Source organism: Aliikangiella marina (assembly GCF_007004765.1).
In the GTDB taxonomy this organism is placed as follows: Bacteria; Pseudomonadota; Gammaproteobacteria; order Enterobacterales; family Kangiellaceae; genus Aliikangiella; species Aliikangiella marina.
Map to the genome: position 1 here is coordinate 1,199,296 of NZ_VIKR01000001.1, position 26,248 is coordinate 1,225,543.

Below are 26,248 nucleotides of genomic sequence, written 5' to 3' on the forward strand. Positions count from 1 at the left end.
TATTCTTTAGTAATTAAATATTTAAAACTCAAACTCTTCTATTAGTTCAGTTCTGTTTACCGGTTCGATACTTGGAATGATATTATTTGACCTTTTTTGAGCATCGACTATTCCAGCAAGTTCCGCAATGGTTGGTGAGTCAAACAATGACTTTAAGGCTATTTCAACTGACAAAGATTCTCTAATAGTATTAACCACTTTGGTAGCAACTAGAGAATGACCGCCCAATTCAAAAAAATTATCATGAACACAAATTTCATCAATCCCCAGCTTTTCTTGCCAGATCGCCGCGAGCTGTTTTTCAGTCCCATTTCTCGGCACAACTTTTGTTGTATTTTGATTTAAGGCATGCTCCACCAATTTCTTTCTATCGATACTTCCATCCGGATTAATAGGAAACCCCTCAACAACATAAACACTTTGTGGTAACACATGTGCTTTTCGTTGTTGTTTCACATATTTAATCAGAATAGCGCGAGCGTTTTCTTTGACTCCAGCGGCTAACATTTTATTTAACTTTACAAACAAACTGTTTTTCGCTGCTGCTCGAACATCCATATCATTTATAATTAATGCCTCTTCAACATCAGGATGTTTAGTTAGAGTATCTTGTAAACACAGGTTATTTACTTTTCTTTCATATTGTCTTACTGGGTCATCCTTATCCGAAAATTTCAATACACCCTGCGTAGACCATCTCGCTATCACTCCTGCGCAATATAGAGTGATTTCTCCTATACCTTCCAACTTGGCAATTACAAACCTTGGATTTTTTCGTTTTTTTCTTATTTGTTCCTGACAAGACTGGTCTACCACTTCCATAAATACCATACCACAAACACCAGCCGGGACTAATTCCAAAGATTCGTCTAACAAAAAAATCCGAGGGTTTGATTTTCTTAGCAATTGCCTTATATCCAATGGTATACGGTTAGCTAAAAGTTCACTGTTGTTTCTAGAATACTGGTTTAAAATCACATCTTTTTGGGCACTGCTCATAATTGGGATTTGATTAATTTTTAAAGATGATAGCCGGGGTTGCACACAGACAGACTCAAGAAGTGTTAAAAAACCAATGGCAAAGTTTTCGATACTGTCTCTATTAAAAAGATCGCTGTTATAGTTCCACTTAATCATTAGCTCTGAAAGTGTTTCCTGAACTTGTACTTCTAAATCAAACCGAACAAATTTCTTAAGTACTCTTATTTCTTGGCGACTATTTACAGAAATTTCACCTTTTTCCTCCATAATCAAATTATTCTCTCTATCATTATAATTATCTTGTGCGGTAAAAATAATTTGAAATATAGGACTATAGTTAGAGCTTCTTGAAGGCGATAGAGTTTCTACCAATAAATCAAATGGCATTTGATGATTGCTAAATCCATCAATTATCGTCCTTTTATTATTATCAAGTAATTCATCAAAACTAAGATCGCTTTTGCATTGCGTTCTGATAGCTAGCGAATTAGCAAACAATCCAATCATCGATTGTAATTGTTCATTATCGCGTCCAGAAATCGGAGTACCTATGACGATATCTTCGACTAGGCTATAACGAGACATCAGTAAAGCAAAAACGGTTTGCATAAAGATAAACTTAGTAACTTTCTTATTCTTAGCTATATCTTGGAGCTTTTGAGCCAACTCAGCAGGGATTTCTTGGTAATGAGTAGCGCCATTATGACTACTATGTGATGTCCGGCTGTTATCAAGTGGTAAACTATGAACTAATGGGGCCCCCTGTAACTGTAAGCGCCAATAACTCGTCAAATTCGTTAATTTTTCTTTTTGAAGATCTTTACGTTGCCAAGCCGCAAAGTCAGCGTATTGTAGGTTATCATTAGCTATTTTTATTCTGTGCTTTTTCGTCCTCGCTTTATAAAACCTTAGAATCTCCTTTTTAAGAAGGACATTTGACCATCCGTCCGTAGCTATGTGGTGAATAGTACCTATTATTAGAAAACTGTTCCGATCTAACATTAATAGTTTTACTTTCAACATAACATCGTTCTTTAAGTCGAAAGGACTTTCGATCTCACTACAGATGATTTGTTCCGCTTGAGCAATGCGTTCTTCTACGGGAAGCATAGAAATATCGACTGTACTAAAAGGTATATCGTATTCAGATTGTATAATCTGTATAGGGCCGTCTTTTCCCTCCCGATATATGGTTCTTAAAATACTATGTCGTGCAATCAAGTCACTAACCGCACCTTTAAGTGCAGGTATATCTAAATCTCCTTCTACCACATGACGTAATGAAACATTATATTGCTTACTGCCTTTATTTAATTGATCAATAAACCATAATCTTTGCTGAGCAAATGAAAGAGGTATCTCATCACCTCTAGATAACGGTACTATTTCTGTTGCTTCACTACACACCTTTTGAATTTCGATATGCTTTGTTAATGACTCAACTGATGAATATTCAAAAAGCATTTTTAGCGGCAAGTCGATTTCTAATACTTGCTGCAATAAACTGACTAAACGTGTGGCCAGTATCGAGTGGCCACCCAGCTCGAAGAAATCATCATCAACACTTAAATCTTCTATTTTTAGTATCTTTAACCAGCAATCATATACTTTTTTCTCAAGTTCGCTTCTTGGCTGAATTACATCTTTTTGTATCAATTCGCTAATATTAGGTATTGGCAGTCTCTTTTTGGCTATTTTGCGGTTAGCTGTAATAGGAAATTCGTCAAGACAGACAAAATACTCAGGAACGAGGAAATCGGGTAACTTTTTCTTAAGTTCCAAACGACAGAGACTTTTTATCTCCGCGTCAGTTGTTTTATGTTTAGAATCGACCCTAGATTTAGTAACATAAGCAACAAGCTGTAACTCAGGCGAATTGACTTGCTTAGCCATTACTACCGCTTCTGAAATGCCCTTGATCTTTTTTAAATGACTCTCAACTTCTCCTAATTCTATACGATACCCTCTAATCTTAACTTGTTGATCTATCCGACCTAAAAACTCGATATTTCCGCAAGGTGAAAATCTTGCTAAATCGCCAGTTTTATATAAACGTTTACCATCATTTGAGTAAGGGTTCGGACGAAATTTATCTGCTGTTAAACTCGCGCGATTCAAATAACCTCTCGCCTGCCCCACACCAGCAATACATAGCTCTCCTGGTGCCCCCTGAGCTGTTAAATGCTCGTACTCGTCTAAAATATATGCTTGAGTGTTGGCCATCGGCCGCCCAATAGATATGCCCTGTTTCGTAGAGGGTAAAGAATTGGTGACTTCTACAATAGTGCTGCCCACAACTGTTTCAGTCGGTCCATAATGATGAAAATAACGACTATTTGGAAAAAACGATTTTAAATTATTGAGTTTAGCTTGAGTCAATAATTCTCCACCAATAACAAAAGTATGATTGACCGAACTCAAACAGTTGCAATCAACTAAGCTTGCTAGCCCCGTAATGTGAGATGGTGTAATTTTTACTAAGAGATTATTCTTGGTTGTTAATAAATACCTCCAAAACTCTTCAAGATCATTACTTTCGGAAAACAGTTCAACAAAACCACCAGTAAACAAAGGAAAATATAGATTAGTAACGGTAGCGTCAAAACTTAAAACTGATACTACGATAGAGCCATCGAGATTATCTGGATAATAATTATTGATGCCATAGTAGCAATAATCCACAACACCACGATGCGCTACTAAAACGCCTTTAGGCATCCCTGTAGAGCCCGAAGTATAGATAACGTAAGCAAGTTCTTTTGCTGATATTAATAAGTTTGGATTTACCTCGCTATAACTCGCTAGTAAGTCTTCGGTATGCTCTTCGTCCAAAACGAGCATAGATGTAGCGAGCGCAGCAACCTTTGATTTTGTTTGGCTTTCGGCGATAACTATTTCTGTTCCACTATCTTCAATTAAATATTGCAACCTATTAGATGGGTAGCTATGTTCTAACGGTAAATACGCCGAGCCAGCTTTCAAAATTGCAAGCACACTCACTAGCATATTGGTTGACCGTTGCATACAAATCCCAACTAAAGACTGATTTGAGTAGCCTTTTTCAACAAGTAATCGCGCTAATCTATTAGCCTTATGATTGAGTTGCAAATAGGTTAAAGACTGCTTTGAATCTTTAACGGCAATATTACTTGGTGTTAATTCTACTTGATTCTCAAACATTTGATGAAGTAGCCAATCTGGTGCTTTTGGGGCATTTGTTTGACTTAAAGATTGAGTTATGTTTTGTTGTTGGTGAAAATCTAACAAGGGAATTTCCCAAACATTAATATTGTCAAATGGTTCCTTATGTTCATGACTAAAAATTGAGTTAATGATATTGTTATAACACTTACTTAAAGTTTGCATACTCTTTCTTGCAAACAAATCTCTATCGAATATCCAATTTAAAGCGAACGCACCGTTGCTTTCATAGACGTGGAGATGTATGTCAAATCGTGTTGCTACTTGTTTTTCGCTTTTAGCACTATCAAACTTTGAGGCTATGCCTAAATGAGATTTAGGCACTAAGCCTTTTTGACCTTGATATGCGAACATAATTTGAAAAATAGGATTGTGATTAATACTTCTCTTAGGAGACAAATGTTCTACTAGAACATCAAATGGAAGATTTTGGTATTGATATGCGTCTAAAATAACCTTTTTATTATGCTTAATGAGACCACTAAAAGAAAAATGTCGATCAATGTGACTTCGAATGACGAGATTGTTAACAAAAAAACCCATAACTCCTTCGAGTTGATGACTATTACGGCCGGAAATAGGCGTACCTATAATAATATCTGTATCATTACTATACCGTGCTAGCAATATGGTCAACACAGTGTGAAAGAACATATTTTCCGTAATATTGTTTTCTTTACAATAACTTTTTACATCGGCAGAACATTGGGCATTAATGGTTGACTCCAACCGAACACCTCGAAAGCTTTGTTTCTGCGGACGCTGATAATCTAATGGTAAATTATGAATGTTAGGAACACCTTGTAACTGAGATTTCCAATAAGATAGTTGTTGTTGTAGAAACTCACCGCTCAAATACTCATGTTGCCAGCGTGCGTAATCGAAATAGCTAACTTCTAATGAATTTAATGAAGGGGCTTTATTGCGCTTTAAGTCTTGGTAAATTTTAAGAAAATCAGATTTAAATATATTGTTAGACCAAGCATCACTGATGATGTGATGCATAAAATAGACAACTAACGTAATATCTTGAGCGACATTGATACAACACACATGAAAAAGCGGACCTTCACTTAGGTTAAATGGTTTTTCAAGGTTATTCTTTACAAATGTCTCGATATAATCTTGCTTTTTATATTGCTTTAAGTGGGTGATGTCCTTGTAGTCAATCGGCAGTTTAAAATCTTTCACTTGCGATTGCCAGATACCGCTTGAGTCTTCAAAAAAATGTGATTTTAGAACTTCGTGTCGATTTACTAAACTATGTAAGGTTTGCTCGATTAGGTCAGTATTTAATTTATCCTCAATGATTAGTTGCTCAACCATGTTATATTGGCTACTACCTTCACCTAATTGGTCAAGAAACCAAAGTCTTTGTTGCGCATATGATAATGGTAACTTTCCCGAACGTTTTGCTGATTTTATTGGCGGTAGGCTATGTTCGACCTGCTTTTCGTTCGATTGATGCAAATAGGCAATTATTTCATCCTTAAACTCAATTATTTGCGATTTTAACGCTTGACTAAGGCCTTTCTTTTTCGCTTTATAGGCCAATCTACCGTCTTTTAGATAAAAGGTTACACCTGCTTGATGAGCTTCTAAAATTATGTCTTGTGCTTGCATTACAACACTACCTCATCAAGTTCTTCATCGTCCTCTTCAGCATTTATCGAATTAAGTCGCTTATTATTAAGAATGGCTATGGAAATTTCATTTGCAAGTTCTTCCACCGTAGGAACTTCGAAAATGGTCCGAAGTGGTAAATCAACATTCAATTCTTTTCTTATGCTAGTTAGCAATCTCGTAGCCAATAGGGAGTGTCCGCCTACGGCGAAAAAATCGTCTTTAATACCGACTTTCTCGAGCCCCAATAACTGTTGCCAAATATCACACAATTGCTGCTCAAGATTTGACCTAGGCTTGCAATAAGTTACTCTGTTCAAATCGTTATCATCAGGTAAAGGTAATGCATAGTTATCGAGTTTACCGTTTCGAGTTAACGGAATATTTTCTAAGGTAATATATAATTGAGGAATCATATAATTAGGCAGTTTTTGTTTTAACTCTATGTCTAATTCACTAGCCAAAATTTGTCCGAGACTAGGTAACTGCGGATAATTCATTAAATGCTCTATCAAGTAACTATTGCGTGCTTTAATCTCTGGTCTTTCATCTTTGTAAAAATAGACATCTAAGCAAGCGAGATCTTTTTGAGACCATGTTGCTACACATTGATAATGATAACGGCTTGCTAATGAAATGATATTATTGAGATTGACTGAGTTTTTAAGATTAACGTCTTTATCCGGTTCCTCGTTGGGATGAACTAATTTATTTGCGGACCACTCAGGCAAACCTTCACTGATAGCTAAGTTAGATTGAACCCTAACATTCGGTACCTCTGATAATCCAAACTGTTGGTATTTTTTCGATTTAAGTAGGGCTTCCATGCTTGCCTTACTGCCATACTTAAACCAAGGTAACTCGGTGGCAGGCGTATTTATTGTATTAAGTTGTTCACGTGTGATAACGACATCATAACGATAATTAGACATCTCATTATTATATCGAGAATTTTTTACTAGTATATCCGTTTGAGCAACCGACGATTTTAATGAACTTAATTGCCCGAAGTAGCTAGGACTTATTAAGAGCTCAGGTTCTTGTTGCATACGCCGATGTATGTCATTACTAAATTGGCTCACACGAACGGGCTGTACCAATTGACTTTTCTCTATTGCAACCAAATGCGACTTATGAAGATCTAGATTCCGAATATCGCCAAGAAATAGTTTACCGCCAGGTTTTAAGCATTTTAAAGCGGCATCTAGAAACTGTTCAAAATAGAGTTGATTTGGAAAGTACTGTGCAACGGAATTGATAACAATTGTATCAAAAGACTCGTCTTTATAGTTAAGTATACCTAACGCGTCTGCTTGCTCCAGCTTAACATGCTCCCACTGCCTGCGAACTAACTCACTCTTAATAGAACCTAGTGCGACACTCGATATATCTGTAGCGTGAATGCTTTGACAGTGTTCGGCATATTGAAACAACAACAACCCTCCACCAACACCAACTTCAAGTAACTTTTTTGGCTTTAAGGATATAATCCGTTCAACAACTTCATCACGCCAAGTCTGCATTTCTTTTAACGGAATAGGCTTTCCTGTATAGCTGGAATTCCAACCAAAAAAGTTATCTTCTACGAAACTGTCTCGATTCGCCTTATTCCCATATTTATCGTCATATATTTCCGTCCATTGATTGACATGCTCTGCATTGTGCTTTTCAGACGCTGATAACAAATAAGATTTTGATGGACACACATAGGCTACCAACCGATTAGTGTCATTATTGTCTATTAAATTGACAATACTACTTTTAATCGATTTACTTCTATTTATTGCTGACTCAATTTCTTCTAACTCAATCCTAAACCCTCTGAATTTAATTTGTTTATCCCTACGACAAACAAATTCTAATTGACCGCCACTTAAATACCTAACCAAATCTCCAGTTCGATACAATCGTTCTCCAGGCGTTTTGCTAAATTTATTTGGAATAAAAGATTTGGCCGTTAAAATTGGGTGGTTTATATACCCGTTAGCTAAACCATCGCCAGATATATAAAGCTCACCTACCTGTCCTAAAGGTAGTAGATTTAATTCATTGTCTAAAACATAAAATTGACAATTATTAATCGGCGCACCAATTGAAAGGTTATTTTGACAACCATAAGCTGCCATTTTATCTTTTGAGAATAAATAAATGCTACTACCGATTGTCGCTTCACTAGGACCATACTGATTGATAATCTCAGCGTTGGGCAATATCTTTGTGACTTTGTTAACAGTTTCTTTAGTCAGCTGTTCTCCACCGACTAGTAGTAAATGTTTTGAGCGTTTATTGATTGAATATTCAGAAGTATCAATTGCTTTTATATGGGAAGGCGTTAACTTAAATAAATAGTTATCGCTATCATCCATTAAGTAATCGGTCAATATTTCTAGCATTGAGTTAGAGTCCGCAATAATTTCTATTTCTAGCCCGCTAATTAAGGGTAGAAATACAGCACTTGCTGTAGCGTCAAAAACTAGATTCGAACTCAAAATTGCGCCACTAAGGTGATTGTTTAACCTAGGTTTTAATGAACTTAAATAGTTACTTAAATTTTTATGCGTTACAACGACACCTTTTGGCTTTCCTGTCGTACCTGAGGTATAGATTAAATAAGCTATATCTAACAATGAAATTGATTTACCATGTTTTAAAGGGAGACTGTCTAGTTGAGTATCAATGAGCTCAGAAACGATTTCGTCATTAAGATCGATATGTCTAACTTCAATATTTTCGGCTAAGTCATTCACTCCTATAACAAAACTAGCATTGCTATCCTTGACGATAAATGAATTTCTTTCTTGAGGATGGCTTGAATCTAATGGAACATAACACGCGCCAGACTTCAAGATACCAAGAATAGAAACTATCAGTTCGATAGAGCGACTAAGATTTAGCGCTACAACAGTTCCCAACCCTATTCCTTGAGCCATAAAGTAGCGTGCATATTGATTTGATAATCTATCTAATTTATCAAAACTTAGTTCTCTCCCATTGAAAGACAATGCAACTTGATTAGGCGATTTTGATACTTGTTCAGAGATAAGGTCTAATACTGATTTTTCTGTTTTAGATCTACCTTTACTATTATCAAGCTGCCACTTAACCTGTTCATCACTTACAAAATTTAGTTGGTGATAATTTTGCCTTAAGTCTGATTTTTGATACTTCTCAAGAATGTCACTTAAAACTGTCTCATAACAGGCCGAGAGTCGCTTAATCGAATTGTCGTCAAGAATAGAATGATTGTATAACCAGCGAAACTCCAACCCCTCTGATAGCTCGTTTGCATGAAGTGCTAAGTCGTACCTTACGCTAGTTGCAACAGCTTGAGTATCATTATCGTCAAACAACTCGATACGTTGAGCACTTTCAGAAAACTCGCCTTTTTCATTGTTCTGCATTGCAAAGACAATTTGATATATTGGATTAAAATTCAAATTTCTCTCAGGCCTAATCTTCTCAACTAACATCTCAAAAGGGACATCTTGGTTCTCAAATGCTTCTAAAATTACAGACTTGTTCACCTCGAAAATCTCCAAAAGAGACTGTTCTTTTTTAAATCGAGTACGTATTACCAAGGAATTAACAAAAAAACCAATTAATCCTTCTATGTCTCGATGATTTCGACCGGCAATTGGAGAACCTATAACTACGTCAGTTCTCCCACTATATTGGGCAATCACCAAGGCATAGATTGTTTGTAAAAACATGAATAAAGTAAGACCTTTTTCATGGCAAAGTTTTTTTATGGCCTCCAGCTGGATGTTACTTACTCTACTGATCCAAACTCTACCGTGATGCGTTTTATGGTTTGGTCTAGGTCGGTCTAAAGGAAAGTTATGCTGTGCTGGAATTCCGTCTAGTTGTTGATTCCAATAACTTAATTGAGAATCGAGTAAATCGCTACTTAACCAATCTCTCTGCCACATTGAATAGTCCGCATAGGAGTATTTTAACGCTGAAAGCGGATTAGGAAGGTCTTGTCGATATGCATCATATAGCGCATGAAGTTCATTTTCGAATATGCCTCTTGACCAACCATCAGCAGCGATATGGTGCAAAGTATATAAGACTAGATGCAGTTCATCATTTAATTTAAGAACTCGGACTCTAACCATCAAATCACTACTTAAATCAAATGCTGTACTGGCCTCTTGACTAGCATGATGTTTTATTTGATTTAATTGTGAATCTTTATCAATATGACTTATATCATAATATTCTAGTGGCAATTCAAAGTCGTGTTTAACTACCTGAATGGTTGAATCTCGACGTCCTTCATAGTTTGTACATAAAATATTATGTCGGTATATGATGTCATTCAGTGCTTTCTTAAAGGCCTCAAGTTTAAATTCTGCTTTGAAGTAAGCATAGCCTTGCATATTATATTCTAAGCTACCTTCTCCAAGCTTATCTAAGAACCACAATCTCTGTTGAGAATATGATAGTAAAACAGCCTTCTTAGCATCAAAGTGACGCATGGGAGGCATAATGACCCTACACTCAGAATTTTGAATTAGGGACGAAATTGCATGAATGGTTGAGCTAGCAAAAAGTTCACGAAGACTAATTTCTACTTTAAACTCATCTCTAATATAACTTATTAGCCGTGTTGCAAGTAATGAATGTCCGCCAAGATTAAAGAAATTAGCTTGAACACTTATCTCTTCAGGCGCAATATTTAATAAGCCAGACCAGGCTTTTACAAGTTTTTCCTCTATACTATTTACTGGTGCGACATAATCTTTCTCACCAAAATCTATGGCTTTAGGTTTAGGTAACTTTTTCTTATCGATTTTTCCACTGGTAGTCAATGGAACCTCTTCCAATTGAATAATAGCGCTTGGTATCATATATTCTGGCAACTGGCGTGCTAAATATTTTTGTATCGAAATCGAAAAATCATCGTCCGCGATTTTATTTTTAGACGGTACGACATATGCTATAAGCTGATGCTCATAATCTGATGTCTTTTGTAATAAAACCACACTCGATTTAACTAATTGATGCTTTTCAATGATTGACTTTATTTCAGTCAGCTCGATCCTTAAGCCACGTAATTTTACTTGATCATCATTTCTGCCAATATACTCAACCGAGCCATCAGCCTTCCATCTCGCTAAATCTCCAGTTTTATATAAACGCTTATGCCCTTCTACTGCGAACGGGTTGCTTATAAATTTTTCTTGCGTCAATCCTTCGTTATTAACGTAGCCTCGTGCGAGACCTACGCCACTAATAAACAACTCGCCCACTGCACCAGGGGGGAGCATATTTAAGTCGCTATCTAAAATATACAGCTTAATATTTTGGATAGGTTTACCAATAGGAATACTTTTACTAATTGTCTCAAATTTACACTCAAAAGCACTAACATCAACTGCAGCTTCTGTAGGTCCGTACAAGTTATGAAGTTCTGCATTGTTCAAGTTAAAATGCGTCTTAGTCAAGTCAGGCGGTAGCTCTTCACCACTACAAAAAACCTTTTTCAAGCTATGGCAACCTCTCCACAATTTCTCTGAGAGTATTTCGCGGAACATCGAGGGTACAAAGTGTATATGAGTAACACAGCGTGTTTGAATTAATTTAGATATGTATTCGGGATCTTTATGGCTGTCATGCGGTGCAATTTCCATTCTAGCACCCTGGAAAATTGGCCAAGTTAATTCCCACATTGAAACATCAAAGTTAAAGGGTGTTTTTTGTAGAACGATATCATTTGATACTAATTGATAACGCTCTTGCATCCAGTTAATTCTATTTACTATTGCTTTGTGTTCTACCATGACTCCTTTTGGTTCGCCGGTCGAACCAGAAGTATAAATGATATAGGCTAGATCTTCCGCCATCACAGTCTCCAGACTTATCCTGCTTATCCCTTTCTCTTTAAAGCTAATTTTGTCAACAAGTATAGTTTTTTGGATGAATTGATCATTTGCATACTTAGAATGAGCCAGAATATGTTCGACTTTCGCATCGCTTAATATATAATCAATCCGATTGTTAGGAAGATTCGGATCGATTGGCAAATAAACTCCCCCAGCTTTCATCACTGCATACATCGCAATAACTAAATCAATACTGCGATCAAGCATAACGGCGACAACCGACTCTCGTTTTATGCCGAGATTTACCAGTCGCTTTGCTAAGTATTCGGTTCTTCGATTCAATTCATAATAACTTATTTGTTCGCAAAGGCATGACAGAGCAATGCTTTCTGGGTTAAGTGCAGAACAGTTACTAAACGACTCATGTAAACAAGCAGCACCTGAAAGCTCTTTGTTTGTCGAATTCCATTGACTTACAATTAATTTTTCTTCTGCTGTAGTTACTTTCTTTATTCGACTTATAGGTGTGACATGAATCTTGTCTTCTTCAGCAAGATCAACTATCTGAGTTATTAGCTCATCAAAGTGTAAAACCAAGTTGGAACAAGATTCAGTATCAAATATCTGACTATCAAAAACCCAATCTAATCTAATACCATCTTTAGAATTAATGACATGTAGCTCAATATCTAACTGAGAATTAGTTTCTTCAAGTTTTATCGACTCAGCATTGTTTTCAGACAGCGAGCGTTGGCTAGATAGCGAAACATTATCGCTATTCTGCATACTAAACTGTATCTGATATAATGGATTATAGTTGGTATTTCTTTTTGGATTTAACTCTTCAACTAGTCTTTCATATGGGAGATCACTGTTATCAAATGCGTCTAAAATTATATTTTTATTATTTGTTAATAAGTCGATAAAAGTAAAGTTGTTTAATTTTTCGGGCAATTGACAACGCAAAACAACAAGATTAATAAAAAAGCCAATAATTTCTTGGAGTTTGTCATGGTTTCTTGCGCTCGTCGGAGTGCCTATCATGATATCTCTATCTCCGCTAAAGCGGTTTACGAGCAAGCAAAACAGGCTATACATGAGCATATACATCGTCACGTTATGCTTTTCGCATAACCTTGAGAGTTTAGCAACTGTATTCGAAGGTAAAGTTAAAGTGCATCCAAGTCCGTGATAGCTGAGTTTTAACGGTCTGCTTTGGTCAAGTGGAATCGCATGCGTCTCGGGAGCATCAGCAAGCTGATGCTTCCAGTAATCTAATTGTGCATTAAATTTTCTATTGCTAAAAAAATCCCTTTGCACCTTAGAAAAATCTTTATAATGAACTGCACTATTGCCCAACGGACTTATACTGCCTTGCTTAAAACCTATTCTAAGTTCTGTTTCTAGGATTTCTTTTGAACGAGCATCAGACGCGATATGATGGATATTATAAATTATTAAGCTCTTATCGCCAGAGGTTCTTATAAGATAAAATCGCACCATTAGATCATGACTTAAATCAAATATTCTTTGACGCTCATTTGCCACGTGCTTTTTAACTTCTAAGTCAATTTCACTTTGCTTCAGGTTACTATAATCGTAATAACTATAGTTTACATTAAAATCCTTTCTTACTACTTGGCGTGGTACGCCATCAACTTGAATAATGTTAGTTCTTAAAACCTGATGTTTATTAATTAACTGCTTTATAATTTTACTAAACTCGACTTCGCTTATAGTGTCATCTATATAAAAGGTACTTATTGAATTAAACTGATTACTTTTTGAATCCAATTCATCAATAAACCATAACCTTTGCTGAGCATATGACAGCGGATAATTTTCTTGTTCAGCTTGTGGTTCCAATTGACTATACCACTGGCTTGCATACCCGCTTGACGCTTCTAAATGCTCAATAATACGCAACTTATTTTGTTTCAACTGCTCCAGAATATCTTTAGAGACTTTATCTTTTATTGAAGAGATTTTTAATTTTCCATCAACGACCGACAAACGAATGCCAGCCTGAGCACATTGGCCTAGTAGTGATGCTATACTCATAGAACAAACTCCTCGACTGGCTCTATGTCTACGTCATTTTCTTGAAATATGAATGAGTCAATAATATTGGATAATTCATCGACAGTGGGATACTCAAAAATTGATTTCAGAGGTATGTCAACCAAGAATGACTCGTAAATTTCGTTAACAAGCTTAGTAGCCAGTAAAGAGTGACCTCCTAGCGAAAAGAAATTGTCTTTAATCCCGACTCGCTCTAGGCCTAAAACCTTCTGCCATAACTCTGCTAATTTTACTTGAGTTTCCGAAATTGGAGCGACATATTCTTCTAACTGTAGATCTTCTTGCTCAGGCACTGGTAGATTTTTCTTATCTATTTTCCCACTATTTGTTACAGGAAAATCATCCATAAAAACAAAAACATTAGGAATCATATACTCTGGAAGATATACCGCAAGTTGTTGCCGAGCCTCTTTAATATACTTACCTTTTAACTGCCTAAGCTCCAATTCATCAACTGCACTAAATGCTCTGTCTATTTTCAGGTAAGCTACTAAGTATAGATTTCCGCTATTTGACTCGCTAAGGTTCAAACAACTCATAACAACGCCATTTAGCCTATCTAGGTATGCTTCTACTTCATTACTATCAATTCTGAAACCATGAAACTTAATTTGTTCATCTAACCTTCCAATAAACTCAAGATTTCCATCATTTAACCACCTAGCATAATCTCCCGTTAAATAAAGTCTTCGATTAGAGCCATCTGTAAACTGATTTTCAATAAAACGCTTATTATTAAGTTCAGGATTATTAACATAACCGTCTGACAAACTTTCACCACCGATCGCTATTTCACCTATTCCTCCTGGTATCTGCAATTGATAATTAGAATTCAGAATATAGACTTCGGTATTATCCGTAGGTTTGCCAATTGATATAGTTGTCGTGTCAGAGTCAAGCGGAAGCTCTATATGACTAATCGTCGATCCTACAACCGCTTCTGTTGGTCCATAGTGATTAAAAAACGAAGAGTTTGGAAAGCTTTTGGCTAAAACCGTGATCAAATCAGTTCTTAATGACTCACCACCAATTACAAAAGCGTGCTGTTGCTCGTGAATTTGAGTGTTTTGAACAATGCTTGACAAATGCGTTGGTGTTACTCGAACAAGATAATTTTTAGACGCATCAGTTAACAACTTTGAAGCACTCACTAAGTCGCTAATATTACTACTAAGTCGCACAAAATCACCTTTTAGTAAAGGTAAAAACATGCCGGGAACTGACATATCAACATGATAACTAGTCAACAACAATGAACCACTTAGATGTTCTTGATAGTAGCTTTCGGACGCGAAATTTAAATACGCCATTACTGCAGCATGTGATACCTTCACTCCTTTTGGAGCTCCCGTAGTACCCGAAGTGTATATCACATATGCGAGTCGAGCCTCGTTATTATCTAACTCGAAGATATCGTTACTATCTTCAATGTTTCTAAGGAATATATTTCGATAAGATTCATCTAAAGGAATTGCTTTAACTTTATCAAGCGTTAAAAATGAAATTAGTTCTTGATTACTAAGCAAAACATTGACGCAGCTATCTTTAAGAATCCAATTGATTCGATTCTCAGGTAACTTAGTATCAATAGGTAAATAAGCGGCTCCTAACTTCAAAATTGCGAGCATGCCAATAAACATTTCAATAGAATTCTCAAAATAAAGAGCAACAGTTTCACCGCTAGATACGCCTTTTTGTAATAAGTATCTCGCTAACTGATTAGATTGTTTATTTAATTCAGCATAACTCAGCGTATCACAGTCACTTACAATTGCTGGTAAATCCGGCGTTTTAGTTGTCTGTAACTCAAAGAGCTCATGTAATTTTTTGCTATCCTGTATAGTGGCCTTTTTTCCTTTTCGATTTAATAGCAGTTTCCTTTGACGTCGACTCAAATCATTAATTTGACTAATATTTAGACTTTTATCACTGTCTATCTTAGATTCAAGCGTTAATAGATCTATGATGGACTCTACTAAACAATGATAGCTTTCAGCCAGTTCCACAATCGTTTCGGGTTTGAATAGCGCTTTGTTAAAATTCCACATTATATTGAAACTATCTCCAAAATCATTAACATGAACTTGAAGGTCTGTGCGTATCGTGGAATTAGAAAGCTCAGTAGACGGTTTCTTATCGGTGTCAACTAACCCTATCGCCGCTAGCGGGTCTATGTCTACCGAATTATTTTCATGTACTGCAAACATAATTTGGAATAGAGGGTTGTGACTTAAGTTTCTATTCGGACTGAGCTGTTCAACCAACATTTCAAAAGGAATGTTTTGATTTTCAAATGCATTTATGATATTTCCTTTATTTACTTTAAGTAAGTCAATAAAGCTTGGGTCACCAGCAAAGTTTGTACGAATAATTATAGTGTTAATAAACAAACCAACTACTTCTTCGAGTGATGTATGACTTCTTCCACTTGTTGCTATACCAACAGCGATATCTTCCTGATTGGAATACTTAGATAAGAGTAACGCGAATATAGTTTGCATAAAAATAAACAGAGTCACATCTTGCTCGCGACACACTGAACGAATCTTATGAATTAGATTACCGTCGAGCTTAGCGCTAACGCAACCGCCTGAAAATTGTTGCTGTATGGGTCTCGGAAAATCCAGAGGTAAACTATGTACTGTAGGCAAGTTGTCAAGCTGATTTAGCCAATAATCCAGCTGAGTTTGCAGCTCAATTCCGTTTAACCATTGGCCATGCCAGGCTGCGTAATCAACGTATTGAATTTCAAGAGTTTTATTTAAAACTTTTTTTGCATTTTTTATATTCTCATAATGATCGATTAGGTCTCTTTTTATGATTTGCTGTGAGATCCCATCACTAGCAATGTGATGAGTTATCACTTGCACAATTTGCCAAGATTCATCAGTTGTGTATACGGTAACTCGTAACAAGTGTTCACTCGACAAAGTAAATGGAACGTTAATCTGAGTTTCTAGGTCTTTATCAAGTTTTTCTAAAATTGTTGTTTTATTAAGACCTCCCAAATTAACAACTTTTAGACTGACATTTATTTCTGGGTCAATTACCGCGAGTGGCTCTCCTGAGTTTGAGATATATCTTGTTCGAAGCACCTCATGCTTCGCCCCTAAAAGTTTTATGCCTTCTTCAAACGCACTCTGATTAAATTTGCCTTTTAAAACAATTCTTTCTGGAATATTGTAATGAGCGCTCCCTTCACTTAGCCTATCTAAAAACCAAAGGCGTTTTTGAGCAAAAGATAAAGCTAATGGGCCACTCCTATCTATTTGAACTATTGGTGGGCAATACCTATCAGTAGATTGTTCTTTTATAGCTATAACAAGCTTCTCAATTGTCGGCGCGTTAAAAAGCTCAGATAACTGGAGTTCAACATTATAATGATTTCTAATTTTACTAATTAGTCGTGTCGCTAGTATCGAGTGCCCTCCAACATTAAAAAAGTTGTCAAAAATGCCAAAATTATTATGACTTAAAAGTTCTGACCATATTTCATAGAGTATTTCTTCTTCGGGATTACGGGGCGTACTCGATTGGTCGATTTTGTCGATAGTTACTATTTTAACCAGTTTTTTATAATCAACTTTGCCGTGCGAAGTTAATGGGATACTTTTTACAAAATAGTATTGAGACGGTAGCATATAATTAGGTATTTTTTGACTTAATGCTTTACCAATGATTCTCGAAAATTCGAGATTAGAATAAGAGTTAGAAGAATAAACAGTCCCGCCTATTTCTTGCCCATTAAGCTGAATAAATGCTTGTAAAACTGGCTCTTTAGAATCACTTAAGCAAACTCTTGCGTCTTCAACATATTCTAATGTTGTTAAGTTAGACTCTATGTCGCTTATCTCTAATCTATACCCTCTTAGTTTGATTTGCGAATCCATTCGCTTCAAGAATTCTAATAACTCATTATTTAGCCGCTTAACTAAGTCTCCACTCTGATACATTCTAGAACCAGGAATTTGGGTAAACGGGTCAGGACGGAATTTCTCAGCCGTTAAGCGAGGATTATCTAAATAACCGAGTGAAACGCCGCTACCAGAAATGTAGAGTTCACCAACTAAACCTTCATCCTGAATATTATCGTTTTCATCCAGAACATATAGATTAGTATTTTTGATTGGCAAACCTATCGGTAAAGTCGGCCTTTTTAACGCCTCAATCTCATTCAAGTTGATAGAAAAGGTACTACAACCTACTGTGGCTTCCGTTGGACCGTATTCATTGACTAAACAAGCATTTGGAAAATAGTTTAAAAACTCTTTGCTAACTTTTAGCGACAGCGATTCGCCGCCTACAACAAACACATGCTTAGCTGCAATATCATCAGCAATCCTTCCACTCGCAATTAATAGCTTTAGATGTGCCGGTGTAATTTTAAATAAATAATTTTCATCCTCATCCATTATAAAATCGAGTAGGTGTTCAACAAGGTCATCATTTAACGGCAATAACTCAACCCTAACTCCATGCAAAATTGGAACTAACAAAGAACATATAGTTGCATCAAAGGTAATCGGACTACTAACCACTGCTGCATTGATATTCTGTTTGAGATAGCTTCTTCCATGAGCAATATAATTTGAAAGGTTCTCGTGGGAAACAACGACACCTTTAGGTTGCCCCGTTGAACCAGAAGTATAAATAATATAGGCTGGCAACTTTTCGAAGTTAATAGTTTCGCTTACTGAAAAGTTAGTCGTTGAGAGCTCACTTAATTCTTTTTGAATATTTGGTTCATCAATCGATACTTTAGCTTTATGTTTAACCATTGAACGATACTGATGATTTAAAATCACCATTTCCGCGCTGCAATCATTTAAAATTGAATCAATTCGACCTATCGAAAAGCCAATATCCAAAGGTACAAATGAGGCCCCAACTTTTGATAGAGCCAATATGCTAACTAACAATTCACTAGAATTGTTAACCAATAGCGCAACTCTTGAATAGACTCCAATACCTTTTTGGTCCAACCAATGCGCCATTTGGTTTACTTTATTATTTAACTGCTTAAATGTCATTTCACCGCTATTACCAACTAGTGCAGTGACATTTGGTATTTCTGAAGCTTTATTCTCAAATAGCTTATGCATCAAAGCAATCGACTTATCGGCTAGCGCAGTATTTTTCTCTATTATTTTTTTTGGTCTTCTGGATTTCTTGTTGGATAAAGATATTTCACTAACTTTTACATTAGATAGTGAATTATTACTTGTTCCATCAATCAATAATAACGCTTGTATTAGCTGGTTAAAGTAACTCGACATTTTTGAAATTGTTGATAGATCAAACAACGAATTATTAAACATCCAATTTAGATACACGTAATTATCGTCATAAATCACTTGAACTTCTAAGTCAACTCTAGTGGTAATTGATTTGCTATCGGGAGTTTCACTCTTACTGCTTAAATATGTATCAACTACTTGCTCTAGACTGTCTTTTTTCTGAACAGAAAATACGATTTGAAATATAGGACTATAACTTAAATCTCTTTGCGGGCTAAGTTCATCGACAACCATTTCAAATGGGAGATATTGATTAGCAAAACCATCTAAAATCATTTGTTTGTTATTCTGCAACAAGTCAGAAACGCTTAAATCATCTGAAAGGTTATTTCTCAATGCGACAGAATTAATAAAAAAACCAATAAGATCTTCTAATTGACTATGGTGCCTGCCTGAGACCGGTGTGCCAATAACAACATCTTTCTCCGCACTATATTTACTAATAAGAATCGCTAATACCGTTTGCAAAAACATGAAAACCGTAACACCTTCGTTTTGACACAAACGCAATATTTGATGAGTGGTTTTTTGTTCGAGCAAGCTCTCAAATACGTTGCCTTTGAAGCTCTGAACATTAGGCCTAGATTTGTCGAGCGGTATGCCGTGTAACTGAGGAATTCCACTAAGCTGTTTCTGCCAATACTGTAGCTGCTTTGACAACCTTGGACCTTGCAACCACTCACGTTGCCATTGTGCATAATCGAGATACTGTATAGTTAAGGGCATTAACGAGTTTTCTAGTCCTTGACTAAATAATGCATAAAGCTGCTCTAATTCACTGCGAAAAATCTCTAAAGACCAGCCATCGCTTGCAATATGATGGATCGTATAAAGTACTAAATTCTCTTCTTCGGTAATTTTGACTAGAGAAACACGCAGAGGTAAATCATTGCTTAAATCAAAGGGAATAATCGCTTCATTAGCGATAATCTCTTCTAATTTGTTGTCTCTCAATTGGATTTCATAGTGCGACAGGTCAATTAAGGATAGCGGTAATTGAAAATCATCTTGTACTGATTGAAAGGCTTCGCCATCCTTTTCGCAATAGCAACTTTTAAGTATTTGATGGCGATTAATTAACCCCTCTAGTGCTTTCTTAAATGCCGTTGTATTGACTCTTTGGTTAATATAATAATGGCCAGGAATGTTGAATTGGATACTCCCTCCACCAAGCTTGTCAACAAACCAAATGCCCTGCTGAGCGTATGATAACCTTACATGATGCTTTTTAGGATAAACCCTAAGCCTAGGTGTATTTTGATTTTCTTCGTCAGCTTCAACACCAACTTCTGATAAGTAGTTAATAATCTCTTGTTTATTGCTTTTGACCAATTCCTTAATTTCGGGCGTAACTCTTCCAACCTCAGCCCTGTATTTTAATTGACCATTTTCGAGATATACAAATATCTCATTGTCGACCAATGTATTGATCACGTCTACAGCAGTCATTAAAAGACTCCTTCCTCTAATTGATTTTGATTGGCAAGATTATTGTCACTTTCTTCTTGTTTCTGTTTTAGTTGCAATTTATTTTGTTCAAGCTCAATAATTGTTGCTATCTTCTTTATTGTTGGGTTTTGGAATATGTTCTGCACTGAAAGTTCCAAACCAAAAAGCTCTCTAAGCTGACTGATAAGACGTGTCGTCAGCAAAGAATGTCCACCCAAAGAAAAGAAGTCCGCAGTAATGCTTACCTGAGACTCCTCAAGCTTTAGTAGTTTTGACCAGACTTTTAATATTTCTCGTTCAAGCTCATTTTTTGGCCTTTCAAAGATATAACTTTTATTCGCAGTAATATCAGGTTGAGGTAGGTTTTTTAGATCGATTTTTCCATTATGATTAACGGGCAAACGTTCTAGCAATACAAAATAAGCCGGGATCATGTATTGAGGTAATTTATGAGAGAGATAGTCGTTAAGAACATCTTGAATCTTGTCATTACTAAACTCCGCATATTCACTGCTTGTTATATAACTGATAATCACATTTTCATTAAGGTTTGACTTGCGACACACTGTTACACACTGTTCAATCGAATTATGGCATAGAAGGTTATAAGTAATTTCTGACAATTCAACTCTAAATCCTCTTACCTTAATCTGATTATCGATCCGTCCAATAAAATCGAGCTTTCCATCTCCCCCAAGTCTAACTAAGTCGCCAGTCGCATACATTCTTTCACCAGCTTTCTGCGAGTAAGGGCAAGGTAGAAATTTTGAAGAAGTTAGAGCACTTTTTTCGTAGTAGCCTCTTGCTAATTGATATCCACTTAAATACAACTGCCCGATCACGCCAATAGGTAGCGGATTTAAATTTTCGTCAAGCACATAAGCAGACAAGCTTTCAATTGTTTCTCCTATAGACAAGCTTCCCTTAGAGTCATTTAATTCGACTGCTCGATAAACACTACTCCAGACGCTGGCTTCCGTAGGTCCGTATTCGTTAAAAAAGTCTGCTTCGGGAAACAGTTTTTTACTTTTTGCTGGTAAATTCTTATCACAAGTGTCGCCAGCGACAATAAGCCTTTTGGCTTTTAAGTTTTTATGAGTGTGCTTGTTAATTAAAAGTAATTCTTCGAGTAAATTAGGCAGCAATAATGACTCAACAACGAAGTTACTGCGCATATACTCAGTTAACTTATCAAGTCTTAACTTAGTATCTTGAGTTACCGTCAGTAATGTCCCCCCCGTGGTTAGGGTCCAAAATAAACCGGCAATCGAGCTGTCGAATGCAAAGGATGATAGAAGTAAGAATCGATCAGCGTTCTTATAATAATCTATTCGAGTCAATGTGGACTCAACAATACTCCTATGTTCTATTGTTACTCCCTTTGGCTTTCCTGTACTACCTGAGGTGTAGATCGCGTAGGCTAACTGGCCATTTGATTGCTTTGAATTACTATCAGCCAGACAAGCTTTGTTAATGTTACCCAAACTCCTAAATTTCTCATTTAGACTGTGCAAGTTCAAGCAAACTATCTCGGCACTTAGAGATTCCTGACATTCTTTGACACTTTCTTCAGCTAACAACAAGCGAACATTAGAGTCTTTGATAATAGCCCTAACTCTGTCAATGGGGTAAGTAGGGTCCAGTGGAAGATAGGCCGCGCCAGCTTTCAACACTCCTAATATTGCAACTACTGCACTGATAGAACACTCATAGCGAACGCCAATTAGTTCTTCATTTCTTACTTTTAATCGACTCAAGTACTTCGCGACAAAATTTGCTCTCGCGTTAAGCTCTTGATAGCTTAACTGTAGATTATAATTTTGACAGATCGCAATAGCATCAGGAGTCTTACGAGCTTGATTCTCTACTAATTCGTGTAAGAGATAAGACTTACTGATATTCTTAGCTCTGGACTTTGTCAAGTTTAGTATTGCAACTTTGTTCTTTTCGTCTAGTAAGGAAAAGTCCCTAATCGGTTTAGACAGCTGATCACATTCATGCAAGTTTAATATTTCGTCAATTAATTCATTAAAATATTTAGACAAGCTTATTACGAAATAATCCTCAAACAAAGACTCGTTAATTATCCATGATATATTTATAGAATCAATTAACTCCCTTACGACCAACTCTAGATCTGTTCGTATCGTTATATTGGATAATGCTTGTTTTTTAAACTCAGTGTTTTTCTCGCTAGATATGTCGTTACCCACATCATTTTCTTTAAAAAAACCATGATAACTAAACATAATTTGAAATACGGCATTGTAACTCAAATCTCGTTGCGGACTAATTTCATCGACTAGCTTCTCAAAAGGTAAATGCTGGTAAGAAAATGCTTCTAAAATCATTTTCTTATTATTATCTAAAAACTCGGCAAAACTACTATCATTTGAAAGCCGGCTCCTTAACACAACTGAGTTGACAAAATAACCAATAAGCGGTTCCAGGTCTTTATGAAACCTTCCTGATACAGGTGTGCCTATAACTACGTCGGACTCATTACTAAATTTACTTATTAGTAATGCGAAAACTGATTGAAAGAATATAAATAATGTAATACCTTTCTGATTACATAAACTCTTGACTCTTGATAATGTTCGAGAATCTAGCCTACTATTTAGCAGCTTTCCTTGATACGTCTGCACGCTTGGCCTTTCAAAATCCAACGGCAAGCTGTGAACAGAAGGAAGCCCTTTAAGTTTAAGACGCCAATAATCTAATTGTTTGTCTAATATATCGCCCTGTAGCCAATTTTTTTGCCACATAGCGTAGTCTGAATACTGTAGATGTAAGGGCTCTAACTCATCATCTTTACTTGTAATATTAATTAAATATAAAGCCTTTAATTCGTTATGGAATATCTCTAGAGACCAACCATCGCATGCGATATGGTGAATTGTATAAACAACTGCAAAACGAGCAGATGAAATCTTAACCGCCATAACTCGAATAGGTATTTCTTTTGTTAAATCAAATTTTTTACTCGCTTCGTCATCTATCAGTGAATCAATATGTTTTGGAATATTTTCTAGATTCGAATAATCTAATACAGCTAGCGGTACATTTTGTTTTTTAACGACAGTCTGATATGGCTCGCCTTCTATTTCTGAAAAAATACTTTTAAGCACTCTATGTCTATCAATAATCTGTGATAACGTTGCTTGAAAAGCATCAACGTTTAGTTCTTTTTCAATATAAATATGCCCCGGCATATTGTACTGACTACTACCATTACCTAAGCGATCGATAAACCAAATGCGTTGCTGTGCATATGAAAGCTTTGTATTATTCCTTTTAGTTACAGGTATAGTGACAGGCAAACTGCTAGATGTTTTACTATCGTCTATGGCTTTGGCTATCCCAGCTATAGTAGGATTTTCAAAAATCTCCGACAAAGACAACTCTATCTGAAGTTCTTTACTTACCAGATTATTTAATTGAGTCGCATTAAGAGAATGACCTCCGATATTGAAAAAATTATCATTAACACAGATTGACTCTTTATTAAGTAAGTCACACCATATTTTATGAATGATTTGTTCCAGACGATTTCGAGGAGAAACCTTATCAACAGAAAAATCCAGCTGTTTAATAACTGGTAACGCCTTAATATCTGGTTTTTGGTCATTATTACTTTTGATTGCTTCACAGAAAACAAATTGATTCGGCAGATAGCTAAGCTCAGATTTATTCAATAAATGTTTTAGCAAAGCACGCCTTAATTTTAATCTATCGCTAGAGTTAGCTTTGCCTACTATATATGCGACCAATAATGAGTTATACCTACCAGCTTTGTGAACATAAACAAAAGAATCTTGAATATCACCGTATTCCTGTAAACGAGCATTAATTAGTTCACATTGCTGTTGAATAGAATATCGACTTACAACCTTATCATTTTTTAATAACTTAATTACGCCGCCTACATTCCGAGCATAAATCCCTGTCTTCAAGAGCGTCTTTTGTAAATCACCTTCTACTCCATCAATAACAACGGCTTTACCTATAGTATTAAACTCGTTATTCCCTGATGCTTCAATATACAGTTCACCGGCAGCACACACTGGCTGCAACTGTAAACTGCGACTCAGTATATAATATTTTACTTGCTTATGAGCATCAAAACATTTTTCCGAAGTGGTTCCTAAAACATCACCTATAAATTGATTGGAAATCGAACTTTGAGTTAAACTTTCCCTCTGTGCACCATTAAGCACCGGCAGCTCCGCCAATTTCAGCTGACTTAAACTTTTAACGTTCTTTCCACTTACAACAAAATTGATTATACAAAGGAACGAGTCGGCCAAGCTTTTAATGTATTCGCTTTCAAACGAGCGTTCATTATAAACCCATTCGACTTGAGTCTTATTAGACTTGACCGTAACATGCAAACTCAAATCAAACTCAGAAAAGGTTGTGGTTACTCTTTCTAAACTTTTTAATTCATCGCTTAGCTGTAACTGTTTATCAGCATTAAAGATTTGTTCGTCGAGATTCTCTTGTACCGCAAACATAATCTGAAAGAAAGGATGCGAGTTTAGTCTCCTATCGGGCGCTAGCTCTTGAACTAGTTTATCGAAGGGCAAATCTTGGTTATCAAAAGCTTCTAAAATAGTTTTCGTGTTGACATTCATTAGCTCCAGAAAACTCGAATTTAAATCTATCTCCGAGCGCAAAACTAAGGAATTAACGAAAACCCCCATAAGATCTTGAGTACCCTCCCTATGTCTACCACTTACTGGAGTCCCTACGAGTAGATCTGTTTCATTGGTATAACGAGCAAGCAAAACGACCAAAACAGTATGTAAAAAGATAAATACCGTAACACCTTTAGCCTCGCAAAAATTCTTCAACTCTTTACTGACTTCCCCACTAACACAATTTCTATAAACTAAACAGCGGTTAACTTCTTGAGTTGCCGTATGTTCCATTATAGAAAGAGAATGATATAAAGGTGCATTAGAGAGCTGGCACCTCCAATAGTCGAGCTGTTGAACTGCCGAGTCTGAATCGACAAACTTTCTTTGCCATTCTGCATAGTCTACATACTGATTGATACTTGTTGCAGTAGACAAATCGCTCACCTCGTCAAAACCATAGAAACGCCTAAAATCACGGTAAAAGATACCTAGCGAATAGCCATCACTGGCAATATGATGAAACGTATAATGAAATATAAAATGATTCTTATTTAGTTGAATAAGTAAAAAACGTACAGGAAACTCTACCTTCAAGTCGAATGCTTTTGTTCTTTCTTTGTTTAACAAGCTTGATATTCGACACCAGTCTATTTCATCAGTTTTGGAGTTAAGACGTTCAATCGTCAGTGGAATCTCAATATTGCTAAATACCTTTTGATACGGGACTCCTTCTAACTCAACGTATTTAGTTCTAAGGACTTCATGTTTTGTAAACAGTTTTCTTAAAACATCTTCAAGTTCCATCAAATCAACTTTTGACCTAATTTCTTGAAACCCCGGTATATTTAACTCATTTTTAGTTTTCGATAGTTTATGTGCCAACCAGAATCGATGTTGCGTAAATGACAAGGGAAATATATCGATATCCTTTTCTCGATTAATAGGCACGACTTTTGTTATTCTAGTTTTAGATAGTTCATATTCCCTTAAGTATTCTATGATTTCAGACTTGTTGTTTTTAATAAGCTCCCTTTGGTCAGTCTCAAGTGCACCCATAGTACATTTAAACTTTAAGTTAACTCCGTCTAAAAACAAGAACACACCGTTTTTTGATAAGAGCTTTAGTATTTCATGAACTTGCATG

At 36.1% G+C, this 26,248-nt stretch carries 4 protein-coding genes; all 4 read right to left on the reverse strand.

Annotation, left to right across the window (positions count from 1 at the left end):
- Positions 1–21 precede the first annotated feature (21 nt).
- The 4 genes from FLL45_RS05275 to FLL45_RS05290 are packed head-to-tail and all read right to left on the reverse strand — an operon-like array spanning position 22 to position 26,247.
- A complete protein-coding gene (locus FLL45_RS05275; protein ID WP_142940929.1) occupies positions 22–5,805 on the reverse strand; it encodes a non-ribosomal peptide synthetase in 5,784 nt (1,927 codons plus the stop codon).
- Complete coding sequence (locus tag FLL45_RS05280) at positions 5,805–13,694, reverse strand: non-ribosomal peptide synthetase (protein WP_142940930.1); 7,890 nt, start codon at positions 13,692–13,694, stop codon at positions 5,805–5,807. The genes FLL45_RS05275 and FLL45_RS05280 overlap by 1 nt, the downstream gene beginning before the upstream one ends.
- Positions 13,691–20,461: a non-ribosomal peptide synthetase gene (locus tag FLL45_RS05285; protein ID WP_142940931.1), complete on the reverse strand. Its 6,771-nt coding sequence runs from the start codon at positions 20,459–20,461 to the stop codon at positions 13,691–13,693. The genes FLL45_RS05280 and FLL45_RS05285 overlap by 4 nt, the downstream gene beginning before the upstream one ends.
- Complete coding sequence (locus tag FLL45_RS05290; protein WP_142940932.1) at positions 20,461–26,247, reverse strand: non-ribosomal peptide synthetase; 5,787 nt, start codon at positions 26,245–26,247, stop codon at positions 20,461–20,463. Before FLL45_RS05290 ends, FLL45_RS05285 begins: the two co-directional genes overlap by 1 nt.
- Position 26,248 lies beyond the last annotated feature (1 nt).

Excerpts from the sequence above, each read along its gene's own strand:
- FLL45_RS05275 (WP_142940929.1), bottom strand. The coding sequence starts at position 5,805 with ATGCAAGCACAAGACATAATTTTAGAAGCTCATCAAGCAGGTGTAACC.
- FLL45_RS05280 (WP_142940930.1), bottom strand. The coding sequence starts at position 13,694 with ATGAGTATAGCATCACTACTAGGCCAATGTGCTCAGGCTGGCATTCGT.
- FLL45_RS05285 (WP_142940931.1), bottom strand. The coding sequence starts at position 20,461 with ATGACTGCTGTAGACGTGATCAATACATTGGTCGACAATGAGATATTT.
- FLL45_RS05290 (WP_142940932.1), bottom strand. The coding sequence starts at position 26,247 with ATGCAAGTTCATGAAATACTAAAGCTCTTATCAAAAAACGGTGTGTTC.